This window comes from Allokutzneria sp. A3M-2-11 16, from assembly GCF_024213555.1.
GTDB lineage: Bacteria > Actinomycetota > Actinomycetes > Mycobacteriales > Pseudonocardiaceae > Allokutzneria.
Genome location: NZ_JANAVO010000030.1, coordinates 15,993 through 32,756, shown reverse-complemented (window position 1 = coordinate 32,756; position 16,764 = coordinate 15,993). Strand labels below are relative to the sequence as shown.

Below are 16,764 nucleotides of genomic sequence, written 5' to 3'. Positions count from 1 at the left end.
TGGGATACCGGCGTTCATCCCTCCGAAGTGGATCGATCCTGATCAGGTGCCGTTGCGGAACATCAGGGTGGATTGCCCATTGGTGCTATAGCCCCGGGACGGCCACAGTGGACGGACGGCCCGGAAGTGACGCTGGAACGTGACGGTTCCAGCGTGGTGCGGGCGTGGGCTGAAAAGGTAAGGGGTGCAACGGACCCACGCCGTTCACGAGGAACAGATAGCGAGGGCAGCGTGATGGAAGTGTGGCTGGTGCGCTCCGGGGACACGGTCCTCGCGGAGCTGCACGACGTCACCGTGGACATGCCGTGGTTCACGGCGCGCCTGCGGCCCCGCCTCGGATTCGAAGCGGTGCGCCCGCTCTTCGTGGATGAACTCCGTCTGCTCAGCGCGGAGCCGTTCGATGATGCGGCATGGGAATCGACGTACGAACGCGTCGCCGAGGCCGTCGTGGACTTCCTGCTGCACATCGATGGGGAGGAGGCGTTACGAGCGGCCCGCGACCCTGGCCCTCGCGGGGGATGTGGCCGGTCGGCGAATCTTGGACGCCGGGTGCGGGGCGGGGCAGCTGCTCGCCGAGCTGCGTGAGCGGGGCGCCGTGGTGAGCGGCTTCGACGCCAGCGCGGGGATGCTGGAGCAGGCCCGCAGGAGGCTCGGCGCCGACGTGGACCTGCGGGTCGCTGATCTGGCGGAACCGTTGCCGTACGCCGACAACTCCTTTGACGACGTCGTGGCATCCCTGGTGCTGCACTACTTGCGGGACTGGGAACCGCCGCTCGCCGAGGTGCGACGCGTGCTCAGGCCCGGGGGTCGGCTCATCGTCTCGGTGGACAACCCGTTCGCGATCGTCCTCCTCCAGCATCAAGCCGGTGCCCAGCCCAACTACTTCGCGACGGAGCACCGCGTCGAAGAGTGGACCCTCGGCGGCCGGACCACGAAGTTGACCTTCTGGAACCGGCCGCTGCACGCGATGACCGGCGCCTTCACCGCGGCGGGATTCCGGATCTCCGTCATCCACGAGGCCAAACCCGTGCCCGCCGCGCGCGAGCAGTTCCCGGGCGAGTTCGACATCCTCAACGCCTTCCCGGGCTTCCTGTTCTTCGTCCTCGAAGCCCCTGAGCACAACTAGCTGGCAGGTTCGGGCCGCCCTGGTCGAGTTCCCGAACAGGGCGGCGACCGACCCGCGTGCGTGCTCTGACCTAGAGCGGGGTGACGTAGGCGCCGGAGATGCCACCGTCCACGAGGAACTGCGACGCGGTGATGAACGAGGAGTCATCGCTGGCCAGGAACGCGACGGCGGCGGCGATCTCGGTGGCCTCGGCGAAGCGGCCCAGCGGGACGTGGACGAGGCGGCGCGCGGCGCGCTCGGGGTCCTTGGCGAACAGCTCGCGCAGCAGCGGGGTGTTCACCGGGCCGGGGCACAGCGCGTTGACGCGGATGCCCTCGCGGGCGAACTGCACACCGAGCTCCCGGCTCATCGCGAGGACGCCGCCCTTGGACGCGGTGTAGGAGATCTGCGAGGTCGCGGCGCCCATCACGGCGACGAACGAGGCGGTGTTGATGATGGAGCCCTTGCCCGCCTCCCGCATGTACGGCAGCACGTACTTGCAGCACAGGTACACCGACGTCAGGTTGATCTGCTGGACCCGCTGCCACGCCTCGATACCGGTGGTGAGGATCGAGTCGTCCTCGGGCGGTGAGATGCCCGCGTTGTTGAACGCGATGTCGATGCGCCCGTGCATGCCGTGCACGGCCGCGTACAACCGGCGCACGTCCTCCTCGTTGGCCACGTCGGCGTACTGGAAGTCGCCGTTGACCTCCTTGGCTGCGGCCTCGCCCGCGGAGGAGTCGAGGTCGACGATGACGACCCGCGCGCCCTCCTCGGCGAAGCGCCTTGCGGTGGCGAGCCCAATACCGCTGGCCCCGCCGGTGATCACGGCGACCCTGTCCTGGAGACGTTGCATGACCCTCATTCCTCCGTTGCCACAAAGACGTTCTTGACCTCGGTGAACCCGTCCAGCGCGTCGGGGCCGAGCTCCCGGCCGAGACCGGACTGCTTGAAACCGCCGAACGGCGTCCAGAACCGCACCGAGGAATGCGAGTTCACCGAGAGGTTGCCCGCCTCGACCGCGCGGGAGACGCGCAGCGCCCGCCCGACGTCACGGGTCCAGATCGAACCGGACAGGCCGTACTCGGTGTCGTTGGCCAGCCGCACGGCGTCCGCCTCGTCCTCGAACGGCAGCACGGACACCACCGGGCCGAAGACCTCCTCGCGCCACGCCCGATCCTGTGAGTCGACAGGCAGCAGAACCGTTGGCGGATACCAGAATCCCGAACCTGAGGGGCACGTTCCCTGGAATGCGATCCGGTCAGGGTCCACATAGGACGCGACGCGGTCCCGCTGCGTCGCCGAGATCAGCGGGCCCATCTCGCTGTCCTCAGTGGACGGATCTTGGACGCGAACACCGCGCACCGCTGGTTCGAGCAGCTCCAGGAACTTGTCGTAGACACCGCGCTGCACCAGGATTCGCGAACGCGCGCAGCAGTCCTGCCCCGCGTTGTCGAAGACCCCGTACGGCGCGGTCGCGGCCGCCTTCTCCAGATCGGAGTCGGCGAAGACGATGTTGGCGCTCTTCCCGCCCAGCTCCAGGGTCACCCGCTTCACCTGCTCCGCGCAGCCCGCCATGACCTGCTTGCCGACCGTCGTGGAGCCGGTGAACACCAGCTTGCGCACGGCAGGATGCGTCACGAACCGCTGCCCGACAACCGATCCACGGCCCGGGAGCACCTGGAAGACGTCCTCGGGGATACCGGCGGAGCGGGCCAGCTCGGCGAGCCGGAGCGCGGTCAGCGGGGTCAGCTCGGCGGGCTTGAGCACGACCGTGTTGCCCGCCGCGAGCGCCGGAGCGAAACCCCACGAGGCGATCGGCATCGGGAAGTTCCACGGCACGATGATCCCGACGACGCCGAGCGGTTCGCGGAAGGTGACGTTCAACCCGCCTGCGACGGGGATCTGCTTGCCGAACAAGCGTTCTGGCGCACCGGAGAAGTACCGGAGCACGTCGCGGACGTTGCCCGCCTCCCACCGCGCGTTGCCCAGCGTGTGCCCGGAGTTGGTGACCTCCAGGCGCGCCAGGTGCTCCAGGTCGGCGTCTACGGCGTCGGCGAAGCGGGCCAGCAGCCGGGCGCGGTCGCCGGGCGCCACAGCGCGCCAGGCCGGACCTGCCTTGACCGCGCGCTCGATCGCCGCGTCGGTCTCGGCCTCGCCCAGCAGCTCGACCTCGGTCACCACCTGCTCTGTGGCGGGGTTGACCACGTCGATGCTCGACCGCGCAAGCGGGTCTTCGGCCTTCATGACGGCCTCCTGGCAGCCTCGGTGAAAGCGGCGAACAGCCGCACGTCGTCAAGGGTTTCCTCGGGGTGCCACTGCACACCCACCACGAACTCGCGGTCCGGCAGCACGACCGCTTCGACCGTACCGTCCTCGGCCCAGCCGCTCGCGACGAGCCCGGAACCGAGCGCGTCCAGCGACTGGTGGTGGTAGCAGCGCACTTTCACTTGCGAGCCAAGGAGACTTCCCGGCAGCTGCTGCTCGTCGAGTCGCACGGACACCGGACCGAACACGCCGGGGGAGATGCGGTGGGTGTCGTTGCCGACCACCTCCGGCAGGTGCTGGTGCAGCGTCCCGCCGCACGCGACGTTCAGCAGCTGGGCGCCCCGGCACACCGCGAGCACCGGCATGTCCACCGCCAGCGCGGCTTCCAGCAGCCGGTGTTCCCAGCCGTCCCGCTCGGGCCGGACGCCGATGGTCTTCGGATGTGCTTGGGCGCCATAGCTTTCCGGCGTCAGGTCCGCGCCTCCGGCGAGCAACAGCCCGTCCAGCCGCCGCAGTACGGTCGCCACGTCGACGTCCATCGGCGGCAGCAGCACAGGGATCGCCCCGGCCTTCGTCACCGCCGTGAGGTAGTTCTCCGGCAGCAGCGCGGCGCGGCGGCTCCAGTCGCCCCAGCTCGTCTCCTCCAGGTACGTGCTGATGCCGATGACGGGAACTTCAGAGGCGTTCGAAACCACGCACCCGCTCCCAGTCCGTCACCGCGGCGTCGAAGGCCGCCTGCTCCACCCGGGCGGCGTTGACGTAGTGCTCGACCACCTCATCGCCGAACGCGGAACGCGCGATGTCGCTGGCACGGAACAACTCCGCGGCATCGCGCAGCGTCGTCGGCACGCGCTCGGCGTCGCTGGCGTACGCGTTGCCCGTCAGCTCGTCCGTCAGCGGAAGCTCGTTGTCGATCCCGTGCAGCCCGGCCGCGATCAGCCCGGCCACCGCGAGGTAGGGGTTCACGTCTCCGCCGGGGACCCGGTTCTCGATGCGCAGCCCCGCGCCCTTGCCGACGAGCCGCAGCGCGCACGTGCGGTTGTCCCGGCCCCACGCGACCGCGGTCGGTGCGAAGCTCCCCGGCACGAAACGCTTGTAGGAATTGATGTTCGGCGCGAACAGCAGCGTCAGTTCGCGCAGCGCGGCGAGCTGGCCCGCGAGGAAGTGTTCGGCCATTGTGGACATACCATGTGGATGGTCACCGGTGAAGACCAGCTCGCCGTCCGTGCCGCGCAGGCTGATGTGGATGTGGCAGGAGTTGCCCTCGCGCTGGTCGTACTTGGCCATGAACGTCAGGCTCATGCCCTGCTGCGCGGCGATCTCCTTGGCGCCGTTCTTGTACAGGCCGTGGTTGTCGCACGTGGTCAGCGCGTCGGCGTAGCGGAAGACGATCTCGTGCTGGCCGAGGTTGCACTCGCCCTTGGCCGACTCCACCTTCATCCCCGCGCCCGCCATGCCGTTGCGGATGGCCCGCAGCAGCGGCTCCACCCGCGCGGTGCCCAGCAGCGAGTAGTCCACGTTGTACTGGTTGGCCGGGACGAGCTTGTCGTAGCCCTTGTCCCACGCCTGCTCGTAGCTGTCACGGAAGACGATGAACTCCAGCTCCGTGCCGACCATCGCGGTCAGCCCGCGCTCGGCGAGCCGCTCCAGCTGGCCGCGCAGGATCTGCCTCGGCGACGCCGCGACCGGGCTGCCGTCCTCCCAGATGACGTCGGCGAACACCAGCGCGGTGCCCGGCTGCCACGGGGTGCGGCGGAGCGTGCCGAGGTCGGGGTCGAGGACGAAGTCGCCGTAGCCGGTCTCCCACGAGGACATCGCGTATCCGTCCACAGTGGACATCTCGACGTCGACGGCGAGCAGGTAGTTGCACGCCTCCGCGTGGTGCGGCAGCACGTCGTCCAGGAAGTGCCGCGCGTCCAGGCGCTTGCCCTGCAACCGGCCCTGCATGTCGGTCATCGCCAGCACGACGGTGTCGATCTCACCGCGGTCGACCAGGTCCCGCAGCTGGCTGACGGACATCGGGGGGTGCGGCACTGGTTGCCTCCAATGGTCTGAAAATGGACCTTATTTCAGGACAGGAAGCCGCGCAAGAGCGCCGCGGTCCCGTCCAGGTGCTCGGCCATCGCGGTGCCCGCCCGTTCGGCGTTGCCGGACAGGATGGCCTGCACGATGCCCCGGTGCTGCGCGTGCGAGTGCTCGATGTTGTGCTGCAACAAGGGAATCGCGTCCAGCAGCTCGTTGACCCGCATCCGGTTGTCGGCCACCGAGGAGGCCAGCGAGGGCGATCCGGTGATCTCGGCGATCGCCAGGTGCAGCCGCGAGTCGAGCTGTCGGTAGGTTCCCTCGTCGGACCGCTCCACCTCGGCCTGGATCGTGACCAGGTGGTCCCGCTCCTGAGCGGTGAGCGTCCGCGCCGCGGCGGAGCGGGCCGCGCCGACCTCCAGCACCCAGCGGTAGGTCAGCACGTCGTCCAGGTCCGTCGACATGTTCGCGACGACCTTGGCGAGCGCGTCCGGGTCGTGCGGCGCCGCGCTGGCCCGGTAGGCGACGAAGGTGCCGCCGAAGCGCCCGCGCCGCGACTCGACGTAGCCCGCCTGTTGCAGCGCCCGGATCGCCTCGCGCAGCGTCATCCGGCTGACCCCGAGCCGGGTGGCCAGTTCGCGCTCCGGCGGCAGGCGCTCGCCCGTCGGCACGATGCCCAGCTTGATCGACTGGAGGATCCGCTCCACGGCCTCCTCGAAGGCGTTCCCGCTGCGCACCGGGCGGAACACCGTGTGATCGATGTTCATTCCAGGTCGGCCTCGGCCCGCCGGATCGCCTCGAACTCCTCTTCCGGTGCTTGCGCGACAAGGCGATGCCGACTGTAGAACCAGAAATAGGCAAGCGCGGCAACGAGAATCCCCGCCGTGACCCCGGCGGCGGCGATGTCCACGAGGAAGGTGGCCACCACGGCCGCGCACGCGAGGACGAGCGCGACGCCGGTCGTCACGACGCCGCCGGGGGTGCGGTAGGGCCTGGGCAGGTTCGGCTCGCGCACGCGGAGCACGATGTGCGAGACCATCAGCAGCACGTAGGACACGGCCGCGCCGAACACCGCGATGTTGATCAGCTTCGCGCCGTTCTGGGTGATCGCCGCGAGCGCGAAACCGATCGTGGCCGGGATGATCAACGCCAGGTACGGGGTCTTCCTGCGCCCGGTCAGCGACAGCGCCCGCGGCAGGTATCCCGCGCGGGACAGGGCGAACAGCTGCCGCGAGTATCCGTAGATGATCGAGAAGAAGCTCGCGACGAGCCCCGCCAGCCCGATGTAGTTGACCACGCCCGCCAGCACCGAGTTGCCGCCGTAGGCCGCGCGCAGCGCGTGCACCAACGGGTTGTCGGAGGTCATCAGCGTCTTGCTGCCCGCGCCGCCGGGCGCCACGACGAGGATCAGCGCCGCGAACACCAGCAGCACCAGCATCGCCGCGACGATGCCCCTCGGCATGTCCTTCGACGGGTCGCGAGCTTCCTCCGCGGCGAGCGGAACCCCTTCCACCGCGAGGAAGAACCAGATCCCGTAGACGAACGCGGCCAGCACCCCGGCGATGCCGAACGGCAGGAACGTGCTGGCACCGAAGGCATTCGTCGGCGCGATGTCGAAGAGCTTCGCCCAGTCGACCGCGGGCAGCATGCCGATGACGAAGATCAGCAGGCCGACGACGGCGACCCCGGTGATCACGAACATCAGCTTCAGCGCCTCGCCGACGCCGTAGAGGTGCACGCCCACGAAGATCGCGTAGCAGACCAGGTACACCGGCCAGGAGTTCGTCAGCCCGAACAGTCCGAGCGACTCCACGTAGCCGCCGATGAACACCACGATCGCGGCGGGCGCGATCGTGTACTCGATCAGGATCGCCGTCCCCGTCGCGAACCCGCCCAGCGGCCCGAGCGCCCGCCGCGCGAAGCCGTACCCCGCGCCCGCCACTGGCATCGCCGAAGCCATCTCCGCGAGGCCGAAGACCATGCAGGTGTACATCAGCGCCATGCACGCGGTGGCCAGCAGCAGCCCGCCCCAGCCGCCCTGCGCCAGCCCGGAGTTCCACCCCGAGAAGTCCCCGGAGATCACGTACGAGACTCCGAGCCCGGCCAGCAGCACCCACCCGGCCCGCCCGGTGCGCAGCTGCCGCTTCTCCAGATAGCCCTGCCCGACGTCGTCGTAGTGCGCGTCCCTGCTCACCGACCGCCTCCAGCCCTCGCCGCCCGGAACGCAAATAGTCCACAGTTAGACCATTGCTGCCGTGTGAGGGAGGTTACAAACCCCTGTCAGCCTGTCAAGGCCCACCGTCGTCCGAACGGCCGATTGCGCCAGGGGTGTGCCCACAGTGAAGCTGTGTCGGCTTTCGTGACGGTTCGCGCGCTATGGGGGGCACGCAGCCGCAATCGTCCAAGGGGGATGCAGTGCTGCGCTCACGCGCGTCTTTTCTGCTCGTTCAGGCGGTGCCCGCGAGCGCGGGGACGCCGCCGGACGAGCCGACCGAACTCGGTATGCAGCGGGGAGTCATCCCCCGCGTCGTCGGACCGGATCGTCCGTTCGTGTTCACCAGGACGCCGGAGCTGCGGGCGCGCGTGTCGGCCTGGCGCATGTGGGCGGAGAACGTTCAGCACTCGTAGTTCCGGACTCGTAGTTCCGGCGACGGGCCATGGCCCGGCATGTGGATTGGGGCCCACATGCCGTTCACACAGGGGGAAAGGGTGTTCAGCAGGGGGAAGTGGCGTGCGCGCACGCCCGTACTAGGCATGCTCGCGGTTCTGTTCGCGGGGTTCTTGGTTGTTCCGGCCGAGGCCGCGGACGTCGGGTCCATGACCACGGAGACCACCGAGGTGGTGGCGAACCCGGACGGCAGCCACACCTGGACGGAGCACCTCCAGCCCGTCCGCGTGCGGCGAGGCACCGGCTGGGTGCCGGTGGACCTGAAGCTCGTCAAGCGCTCCGACGGCTCGATCGCGCCCGCCGCGGCACCGGTCGATCTCCGGTTTTCCGGTGGGGGAAAGGGAAACAGCTCCCCGTTGGTGGTTCTGGGACGGGATGCGCGCGAGGTCGGACTGCGCTGGCGGAACGAGCTTCCGGTGCCGGTGCTGGACGGACCGCAGGCGACCTATCGCGAAGTCCTGCCCGGCGTGGACCTCGTCGTCCGCGCTCAGGTCGAGGGCTTCCGCCAGGTCCTCGTCGTCAAGAACGCCCAGGCGGCAGGCAATCCGGAGCTCCGCAAGATCGCGTTCGGCCAGCACACGAAGGACGTGACCGTGCGTCAGGTGGGTGTCGCACGGTCGCGGACGGGCGGTCTGGAGGCTGTGGACCGCTCCGGCTCCGTGGTGTTCTCCGGTGACGCAACGCGGATGTGGGACTCGTCGGGCACCGCGAGCGGCGTTGTCGGTCCGGGCGAGGGCGGCCGGAGCGCGGTCATGGGCGTCGAGCTGTCGGCGAGCGACATCGCGATCAGCCCGGACCAGGGTTTCCTCGCCGACCCCGCGACCACGTTCCCGGTGTTCCTCGACCCGGAGTTCGTTTGGCACGGTGGGAAAAACCATCACGCGGTCGTGCAGTCGGCGTGGCCGGACGCGAGGAACTACGACCGCACGGATGGCGACCTGAACGAGCTGAAGGCGGGCTACGCGCAGGAGCGCGGACGGACGTTCGACTCGCGTTCGTTCGTGGAGATGGACTCCTCCGCGATGCGCGGCAAGCAGATCTTCTCCGCGACCCTGCGCACCAGGGTGATCCACTCCTACGGCTGCTCCGGCGGCCCGACCGAGGCGTGGCTGACGGGTCCCATCGGCGCGGACACGACCTGGCTGCACCAACCGGCCTGGCATTACCAGGTCGCCAACGTGGCCGTCTCGAACAACGCGCGCTACTGCCCAGGGCATGGGGGAGCCGAGTTCGACGTCACGCGCGCGGTGCACCAGGGCGCCGTGGAGGGCTGGCACCACGTGACGATCGGCCTGCGTGCCCGCAACGAGGGTGTGTCCGAGGACTGGCGCCGCTACGAGGTGAACCCGGCCTTGGTGGTGCGCTACAACTCGCCGCCGAACGAGCCCGCTGAGCTGGGCATGGAGGGCGGCCTGATCCCCTGTGCGGTCGGCCCCGAACGTCCGGTCGTGTTCACCAGGACGCCGAAGCTGCGGGCGCGTCTGTCCGATCCGGACGACGGGCTCATGGACGCCGGGTTCCGGGTCCTGCGCGGGCCGCACGACAACCACACCTGGGACGGCAACGAGTTCCGCGTCGCCGACGTGCCTTCCGGGCTGTTCGCGGAGGTCCAGGTCGGGAGCGGGGTGATCCCCGGGCACGGCGTCTTCACGTGGCACGTCTGGGCAGGCGACTACTCGACGAGCCGGTGGTCCCGGTTCTGCGAGTTCGAGATCGATACGGTCCCGCCGGGAGTCCCTTCGGCCAGTTCGAAGGAGTACCCCGAGGGGATTGTCTCACCCGGTGTCGGGAAACAGGGCACGTTCACGCTGAAACCCAATGGCAGCAACGATGTCCGCCAGTACCGCTACACCTTCTCGGAGTGGCAGAACGACGAGCCCACTCGCGTGGTCGACGCCGGTCGCCTCGGTGGCGAGGCGACCGTGACCTGGACTCCGACGAAGCCGGGCAGCCACTACCTGATCCTGCGCTCGGTCGATCGGGCGAACAACCTGTCCGAGATCCTGCGGTACGAGATCCGCGTTCAGTCCGCTTAGCCCTGTGAACAAAGGGAAATATCGTGATTCGTGGTCTTCGCGTGCTCGCGGCGGCTGTCGCGGCCTCGCTCGTCGTGTCCGGTGTCGCGCTGACACCGCAGGCGCTCAGCGCGCCCAACCGTGTGGTGGAGTTGCAGAAGGAACGCGTCGTTCCCGGCACGCCCGTTCCTGCGCAACCCTTGCCCGGCAACGAACTCCAGCCACTCCTCAACAGGAAGGCCCCGGTGCCCGCCTGGCCCGCGGCCGCGAAGGCCGAGGTCGACCTCGGGGCGCAGGCTCCCGGCGCGCAGCTCCGCCAAGCCGGGCGCACGCCGGTCTCCGTCGGCAGGCCCGAATCGGCGCGGGCTCGTCAGCAGAACGGGGGCAAGGTCCAGGTTGAGACGTTCGACCAGAAGCAGGCCGTCGCCGCGGGCGTCTCCGGAACACTGCTCCGAGTGTCCGGTGTGGACGGTCCACTCTCGGTTCGACTGGACTACAAGGCGTTTGAGAACGCGCTGGGTGGTGCGTACGGTTCTCGTCTCGGCTTCCACCTGCTGCCCGAGTGCGCGCTGACCACACCGGAGAAGGCCGAGTGCCGGAAGAGCACGCCGGTCCGGACCGACAACAACGCGACCAAGCGAACCCTCACCGCGGAGGTGCCGTCCGGGGCGGTCTTGGCCGCGGCCGCAGCGGGTTCCGGTTCGGGCGGCACGTACGAGGCGACACCGCTGTCACCGGCGGGAAGTTGGTCCGCGGGCGGCTCTTCCGGTGATTTCAGCTACTCCTACCCGTTCCGGCTGCCTCCGGCGCCAGGCGCGAAGGGCCCGGCGGTCTCGCTCGGGTACTCCTCCGGCAGCATCGACGGCCGCACCAGCTCCACGAACAACCAGGCGTCGGTGGCGGGCGACGGCTGGGAGTTGGCGGCGGGCGGCTCCATCGAGCGGCGCTACAAGGGATGCGCCCAGGACCTGGGTGGCAACCAGGGCCAGACGAAGACCGGTGACCTGTGTTGGGCGACGGACAACGCCACCCTGAGCCTCGGTGGAACCACCTCGGAGCTGGTGAAGGTCTCCGACACGGTGTGGCGGCCGAAGCGGGACGACGGCTCTCGGGTCGAGAAGATCTTCGGCGGCGCCAATGGTGACGACAACGGTGAGCACTGGAAGGTCACCACCACCGACGGAACCCAGTACTTCCTTGGCATGAACCGGCTTCCCGGCTGGGCGGAGGGAAAGCCGGAAACCCGCTCCACGTGGTCGGTTCCCGTGTACGGCAACAACGGCAACGAGCCGTGCAACAAGGCGGCGTTCGCCGACTCGTGGTGCAACCAGGCGTGGCGGTGGAACCTCGACTACGTCGTCGATCCCAAGGGCAACGTCACGACCTACTACTACGAGCCGGAGATCAACCACTACGGCCGCAACGCCAAGCCCGCGGACGCGACCGCCTACACCCGCGGTGGTTTCCTCACCCGGATCGAGTACGGACTCCGCTCGGACGCGGTGTACGGCGCGGCGCCCAACCAGGTGCGCTTCGACTACACGGAGCGGTGCGTGCCGACTCCGACGTTCCGTTGCGAGCCCGGTCAGCTGAACAAGGACACCGCGAAGTCCTGGCCCGACGTGCCATTTGACCGCCTGTGTGCTTCGGGGGAGCAGTGCACCAACCGGCTCGCGCCATCGTTCTTCAGCCGCAAGCGCTTGACGAAGGTCGTCACGGAGATCCGCAGGGACAACACCGGCGACGCGCTGAAGTGGCACGCGGTCGATTCCTGGAGCCTGCGCCAGTTCTTCCCGGCGACGACGGATGGCCTCGATCCCGCACTGTGGCTGGCCGGGATCACGAGAACGGGACACGTGGGCGGTGAGGCGTCCGTGCCGGAGCTGGTGTTCCACGGCGTCTCCATGTCCAACCGGGTCGACGCGAACGAGGGCTTGGCCCCCATCGAACGCCCGCGACTGCGGCGCATCATCAACGAGGCCGGTGGCTACACGGAGATCGGCTACGCCGAGCCAGAATGCAAGCGCGACGGCAAGATGCCGCCCAACGCCGAGCACAACACCATGCGGTGCTACCCGATGTTCTGGACGCCGGAGCACGCACCCGAGCCGATCCTCGACTGGTTCCACAAGTACGTCGTGCGCGTGGTCGTCGAAGGCGACCGCACCGGCGCGTCGGCGCTGAAGAAGATGCACTACGAGTACCACGAGGGCGCCGCGTGGCACTTCGACGAGAACGAGTTCGCCGAGATGAAGCACCGGACCTACTCGTCTTGGCGCGGGTACCGCTGGGTGCGCACGTGGGCCGGTGAGCCCGGAAAGACGTTGACGCTGACGGACACGCGCTACATGCGCGGTATGGACGGCGATCCGCTTCCCGGTGGTGGCAAACGCGAAGCCTGGGTGCCCGACACCGACGGCGGCAAGCTGCGCGACCACGAGCGGCTCCAGGGGTTCGTCCGGGAGACCGTGCAGCACGACAAGGGCAAGATCGTCTCCGGTTCGATCAACGAGCCCAAGGTCCAGGGACCGACCGCGACCAACGGGGACAAGCAGGCGTTCCTGCTGAACACCGAGTCCGTTCGCGGAAAAACCTTGCTGGAGAAGGGAAAGTTCCGCAGGACACAGGTCTCCACGGAGTTCAACGAGCAGGGGATCGCCACCAAGGTCGACGATGCGGGCGACATCGATGTTGCCGGTGACGAGAAGTGCACGCGCACCACGTACGCGCGCAATGAGGGCGCGTGGATGTTGAATTACGCGTCGCAGGTGCGCACTGTCGCGCTTCCGTGCGCGAAGGGCGACGGCACCAACGCGGACATCGTCAGCGACGTGCGTTCCTTGTACGACAACAAGGCGTTCGGAACACCGCCGACGCGTGGTGAGGTGACCACCGCACAGCGCTGGACCAAGGACGGCTATCAAGACGTCGCGCGAACCAAGTACGACGCCTATGGCCGCGCCGTTGAAGCGGTCGACGCCGCGAACGCGAAGGTGACAACGGCCTTCGTGCCTGCTTCCGGCTTCGCCGCGCGAACTGTGACCACGACGAATCCTCGCGGGCATGTCTCGGTGAACACCGTTGAGCCCGCTTGGGCTCAGCCGGTTACGGAGGTGGGCCCGAACAAGGAACGCGTTGACATCGACTACGACCCGTTGGGGCGCACCGCGCGTGTGTGGGGGCCAGGAAGGTCGAAGGAGGCGAAGCAGACTCCGTCGCGTGAGTTCGCCTATACCTACGCGCCGGACAAACCCGTTGTCGTAGCAACGAAGGTGCTGCGCGAGGACAACACCTACGCGACGTCATACGCGCTCTACGACGGCCTTATGCGGCTTCGGCAGAACCAGACGCCGACCGTCGCGGGCGGACGCCTGATCACCGACAGCATCTACGACGACCGCGGTCTGGTCGCGAAAGCGAACGGCGCGTACTACAACGACGAGAACCCGAAGCCCGAACTGCTCGGCGTGCTCGACAACAACCTGCCGAACCAGACCATCACCGAGTACGACGAGATGGGTAGGGCGACGAAGGCGGTCTATCGCAAGCTCGGTGTCGAGCAGTGGGCCACGTCGACGGTCTACGGCGGCGACCGCACACACCTTGTCCCGCCTGCGGGAGACACCCCGACGACCGTCGTCACCAACGCGCAGGGGCAGGTGACGGAGCGGCACCAGTACCAGGGCAGGACCACCACTGGTCCGGCGGACGTGACCAAGTACGGCTATGACCGCTTTGGTCGGCTTGAAGTCATCACCGACGCCGCGGGCAGCCAATGGCGCTACGAGTACGACGAGCTCGGGCGCAAGCGCAAGGACATCGACCGCGACAAGGGCACCACGACGTACACCTACGACGCGCTCGACCAGGTCAAGACGACCACAGACGCGCGCAGTCAGACGCTGACGTACGAGTACGACGATCTGCGCCGTAAGACGGCGATGTACGAAGGGTCGACCAAGCTCGCCGAATGGACCTTCGACACGCTAAAGAAGGGCTTGCCGACCAGTTCCACGCGGTTCGTCAACGGTCACGCGTACACGGAGAGCGTCACGGCCTATGACGCCCAGAACCGTCCTGAAGCGCGGCAGGTCGTCATTCCCCCGGCGGAGGGGAAGCTCGCGGGAACCTATGTGTTCGGCACGAAGTACACGCCCAACACGGGGCTCGTGCGATCGAACGACCTGCCCGCCGCGGGTGGGCTCGCCGCAGAGGAAGTGAAGTACGAGCACAACGAGCTGGGGCAGCTCACCAAGACCCACGGCCTGTCGGTCTACGGGCAAGAGCACATGTACACCAAGTACGGCGAGACGCTGAAAGTGTTTCTCGGCGAAGGTGATCAGCTCATCGAACGGATCAACTTCTACGAGGAGGGCACCCGCCGCCTGGAGACCGAGATGGGCAACCGCCTGTCCGGCGACATGTGGCGGATCTACGAGCGCACGTACTCCTACGACCCCGCGGGCAACATCACCAAGCTCACGGACAAGGGGGAGAAGCGCGCCACCGACACGCAGTGCTTCCGCTACGACCACCTGCGCCGACTTACCAAGGCGTTCACACCGTCCACAAGCGACTGTGCTCCTGACCCGGCAGTGTCCACATTGGGCGGTCCCGCGCCGTACTGGGTGGACTTCAGCTACGACAAGCTCGGCAACCGCAAGACGGAGACCAAGCACACCGCGCAGGGCGACACGACCCGGACCTATGAGTACCCGAAGGTCGGTGAGCCGCAACCGCACACGCTGCGCGCGGTGACCCAGAAGGGCCCGACCGGCGAGTCGCGCGACGAGTTCGGCTACAACGCCAACGGCGAGACGACCACCCGCAAGATCGCCGGTGACGCGCAGAAGCTCGACTGGAACTCCGAGGGCCGCCTGGCGAAGGTGACCCACGCCAACGGGCAGACCTCCGAGTACGTCTACGGCGCGGACGGCTCCAGGCTGCTCAAGCGCGAACCGAAGTCCACCGTGCTCTACCTCGGCGGAACCGAACTCGTCCTGGAGAAGGACCTCGACGTCGTCCGAGGCAAGCGCTACTACAACCACGGTTCGGACACCGTCGCCATGCGGACGTCGTGGGGCGGCCTGACGCTGTTGACCGATGACCACCAGGGCACCGGGAAGGAGGCGTTCGCCAAGAACAGCCAACCCGTGACCCAGCGCTACCACGACCCCTTCGGCAACCTCCGCGGCGGCACCGGGACGTGGCCCGACGACAAGGGATTCGTTGGTGGCACACAGGATTCCACTGGCCTGACCCATCTCGGCGCACGCGAGTACGACCCTGGTACCGGACGGTTCCTGTCCGTCGACCCGGTGATGGACCTCGCCGATCCGCAGCAGACCAACGGTTACTCCTACGCCAACAACTCGCCGATCACCATGAGCGACCCCGACGGGTTGCAGCCGATGCAGATGTGCATCGACGACCGCTGCGAGCACGTCGTCATCCCGACACCTGGCGGCGGCCACATCGAGCGCATGCCCGACGGAAGTCGTTACCACCACAAGAAGAACGGCCGCTCCGAACGCATCTCCGGTCCGACACGCGACATCAGCGACCACGTCGCCGCCGCTCTCGCTCGGGAGGGTGCCAGCCGCGCGGAGTACGAGCGCGCCCGTGCCCTGGCCGCTTCGAAGAAGGGTTGGTGGGATGTCGTCCTGGACCACGCGGGCGACATCGTCGGTGATCTCATCGGCATCAACGACGTCAAGTCTTGTTTCACCGGCGGCGACCTGTTCGCGTGCTTCGGCCTGATCCCGTGGGGTCGTCTGTTCAAGGTCATCGGCAGTGCCGGGCGCATCGCCGCCGCGATCAGTGCCGCCAACCGCTGGATCGACGAGGTCGCCGCGGCACGTGCCACCTTGCGCCGCCTCGACTCCATCGTCGAGAACGCTCGGCGCAACGAGCCACCGTGCAACAGCTTCGTGCCCGGGACGTTGGTGCTGATGGCCAACGGCTCGCGGAAACCCATCGAGGAGGTGAAGCTCGGCGATCAAGTCCTGTCGACCGATCCTGTGACCGGGGAGACCGGCGCACGTGCTGTGGTCGCGACGATCATCGGTTCGGGGACGAAGCAGCTCGTCGAGCTGACCGTGGGTTCTGGGCCTGCCATATCGACCGTCACCGCGACCGCCGGACACCCGTTCTGGAACGCCAAGACCTCCCAGTGGGAGGACGCTGGGCAGCTCGTTCCCGGGGATGCACTGTTGACGCCCTCGAAGGAATTCGTGCCAGTCACTGCGGTCCGCTCGGCGTCGGAGTACCGCCAAGTCTTCAACCTGACCGTCGAAGGCATGCACACCTACTACGTCTTTACGGGTGAAATGCCGCTACTGAACCATAATTGCGAACGTCCCGGCATGGACTTCACGGATGCGGGCAGGGAGAAGGTTTACGAAGCCAACAGGGCAAAGAATGGTGGTGTGCTTAAATGTGAATACTGTGGCCGAGAAGTTGTTCGACGGCCTTCGACCCCTGGTGTTCCCGGGCGTCCGGACGACGCTCAGATTGATCACATCGAGCCCAAGTCGCGTGGGGGGCACGGCGGGGATCATAATGGGGCGGTAGCCTGTCGCAACTGCAACAGAAGCAAGTCTAACAAGACGCTGGAAGAGTGGGATGATGAACTCAGAGATTTCCTCGCCGCATAGCGGGCCGGAGTTGCCTTCACGAGAAAGGCG

General features: G+C 67.8%; 10 protein-coding genes and 1 pseudogene. 5 read left to right on the top strand and 6 right to left on the bottom strand.

What is annotated here, in order from left to right:
* The first annotated feature begins 231 nt into the window (after positions 1–231).
* Both NLX83_RS40070 and NLX83_RS40065 read left to right on the top strand, forming a co-directional pair.
* Positions 232–585, top strand: coding sequence for a hypothetical protein (locus tag NLX83_RS40070; RefSeq protein WP_254240533.1), 354 nt, complete (start codon positions 232–234; stop codon positions 583–585).
* Positions 485–1,126, top strand: a pseudogene (locus tag NLX83_RS40065) (class I SAM-dependent methyltransferase); the annotation flags it as partial. The gene NLX83_RS40070 and the pseudogene NLX83_RS40065, both read left to right, overlap by 101 nt.
* A 70-nt stretch (positions 1,127–1,196) precedes the next feature.
* On the opposite strand, the gene NLX83_RS40060 reads toward NLX83_RS40065, so the two are convergent.
* The 6 genes from NLX83_RS40060 to eat are packed head-to-tail and all read right to left on the bottom strand — an operon-like array spanning position 1,197 to position 7,589.
* Positions 1,197–1,961 (bottom strand): 3-oxoacyl-ACP reductase, encoded by a 765-nt coding sequence (locus tag NLX83_RS40060; RefSeq protein WP_254240532.1) that lies wholly within the window; start codon positions 1,959–1,961, stop codon positions 1,197–1,199.
* 5 nt (positions 1,962–1,966) lie between these two features.
* Complete coding sequence (locus NLX83_RS40055; protein ID WP_254240531.1) at positions 1,967–3,352, bottom strand: aldehyde dehydrogenase family protein; 1,386 nt, start codon at positions 3,350–3,352, stop codon at positions 1,967–1,969.
* On the bottom strand, positions 3,349–4,068 hold the full coding sequence (locus tag NLX83_RS40050; protein ID WP_254240530.1) for a gamma-glutamyl-gamma-aminobutyrate hydrolase family protein: 720 nt from the start codon (positions 4,066–4,068) through the stop codon (positions 3,349–3,351). Before NLX83_RS40050 ends, NLX83_RS40055 begins: the two co-directional genes overlap by 4 nt.
* The gene (locus NLX83_RS40045; protein WP_254240529.1) at positions 4,049–5,392 is read right to left on the bottom strand and encodes a glutamine synthetase family protein; all 1,344 of its coding nucleotides are present in this window, start codon (positions 5,390–5,392) and stop codon (positions 4,049–4,051) included. The genes NLX83_RS40050 and NLX83_RS40045 overlap by 20 nt, the downstream gene beginning before the upstream one ends.
* 50 nt (positions 5,393–5,442) lie before the next feature.
* Entirely contained in the window at positions 5,443–6,162 is a 720-nt protein-coding gene (locus NLX83_RS40040) for a FadR/GntR family transcriptional regulator (protein ID WP_254240528.1), read from the bottom strand.
* Positions 6,159–7,589 (bottom strand): ethanolamine permease, encoded by a 1,431-nt coding sequence (eat, locus tag NLX83_RS40035; protein ID WP_254240527.1) that lies wholly within the window; start codon positions 7,587–7,589, stop codon positions 6,159–6,161. Before eat ends, NLX83_RS40040 begins: the two co-directional genes overlap by 4 nt.
* A gap of 221 nt (positions 7,590–7,810) precedes the next feature.
* Between eat and NLX83_RS40030 the strand changes: the two genes are divergently transcribed.
* From NLX83_RS40030 to NLX83_RS42185, 3 genes are all read left to right on the top strand, one after another.
* Positions 7,811–8,023 carry a hypothetical protein gene (locus NLX83_RS40030; protein WP_254240526.1) on the top strand — a complete coding sequence of 71 codons (213 nt, stop codon included), beginning with the start codon at positions 7,811–7,813 and terminating at the stop codon, positions 8,021–8,023.
* Positions 8,024–8,149: 126 nt separating this feature from the next.
* Positions 8,150–10,099, top strand: a complete 1,950-nt coding sequence (locus NLX83_RS40025; protein ID WP_254240525.1) for a DNRLRE domain-containing protein — start codon at positions 8,150–8,152, stop codon at positions 10,097–10,099.
* 23 nt (positions 10,100–10,122) lie between these two features.
* Positions 10,123–16,734, top strand: coding sequence for an RHS repeat-associated core domain-containing protein (locus NLX83_RS42185; protein ID WP_254240524.1), 6,612 nt, complete (start codon positions 10,123–10,125; stop codon positions 16,732–16,734).
* Positions 16,735–16,764: the final 30 nt, after the last annotated feature.

Bases quoted from the DNA above. Each gene is read 5' to 3' on its own strand.
- NLX83_RS40045 (WP_254240529.1), bottom strand. From the start codon at position 5,392: ATGTCCGTCAGCCAGCTGCGGGACCTGGTCGACCGCGGTGAGATCGAC.
- NLX83_RS40040 (WP_254240528.1), bottom strand. From the start codon at position 6,162: ATGAACATCGATCACACGGTGTTCCGCCCGGTGCGCAGCGGGAACGCC.
- NLX83_RS40025 (WP_254240525.1), top strand. From the start codon at position 8,150: ATGCTCGCGGTTCTGTTCGCGGGGTTCTTGGTTGTTCCGGCCGAGGCC.
- NLX83_RS40055 (WP_254240531.1), bottom strand. From the start codon at position 3,352: ATGAAGGCCGAAGACCCGCTTGCGCGGTCGAGCATCGACGTGGTCAAC.
- NLX83_RS40060 (WP_254240532.1), bottom strand. From the start codon at position 1,961: ATGCAACGTCTCCAGGACAGGGTCGCCGTGATCACCGGCGGGGCCAGC.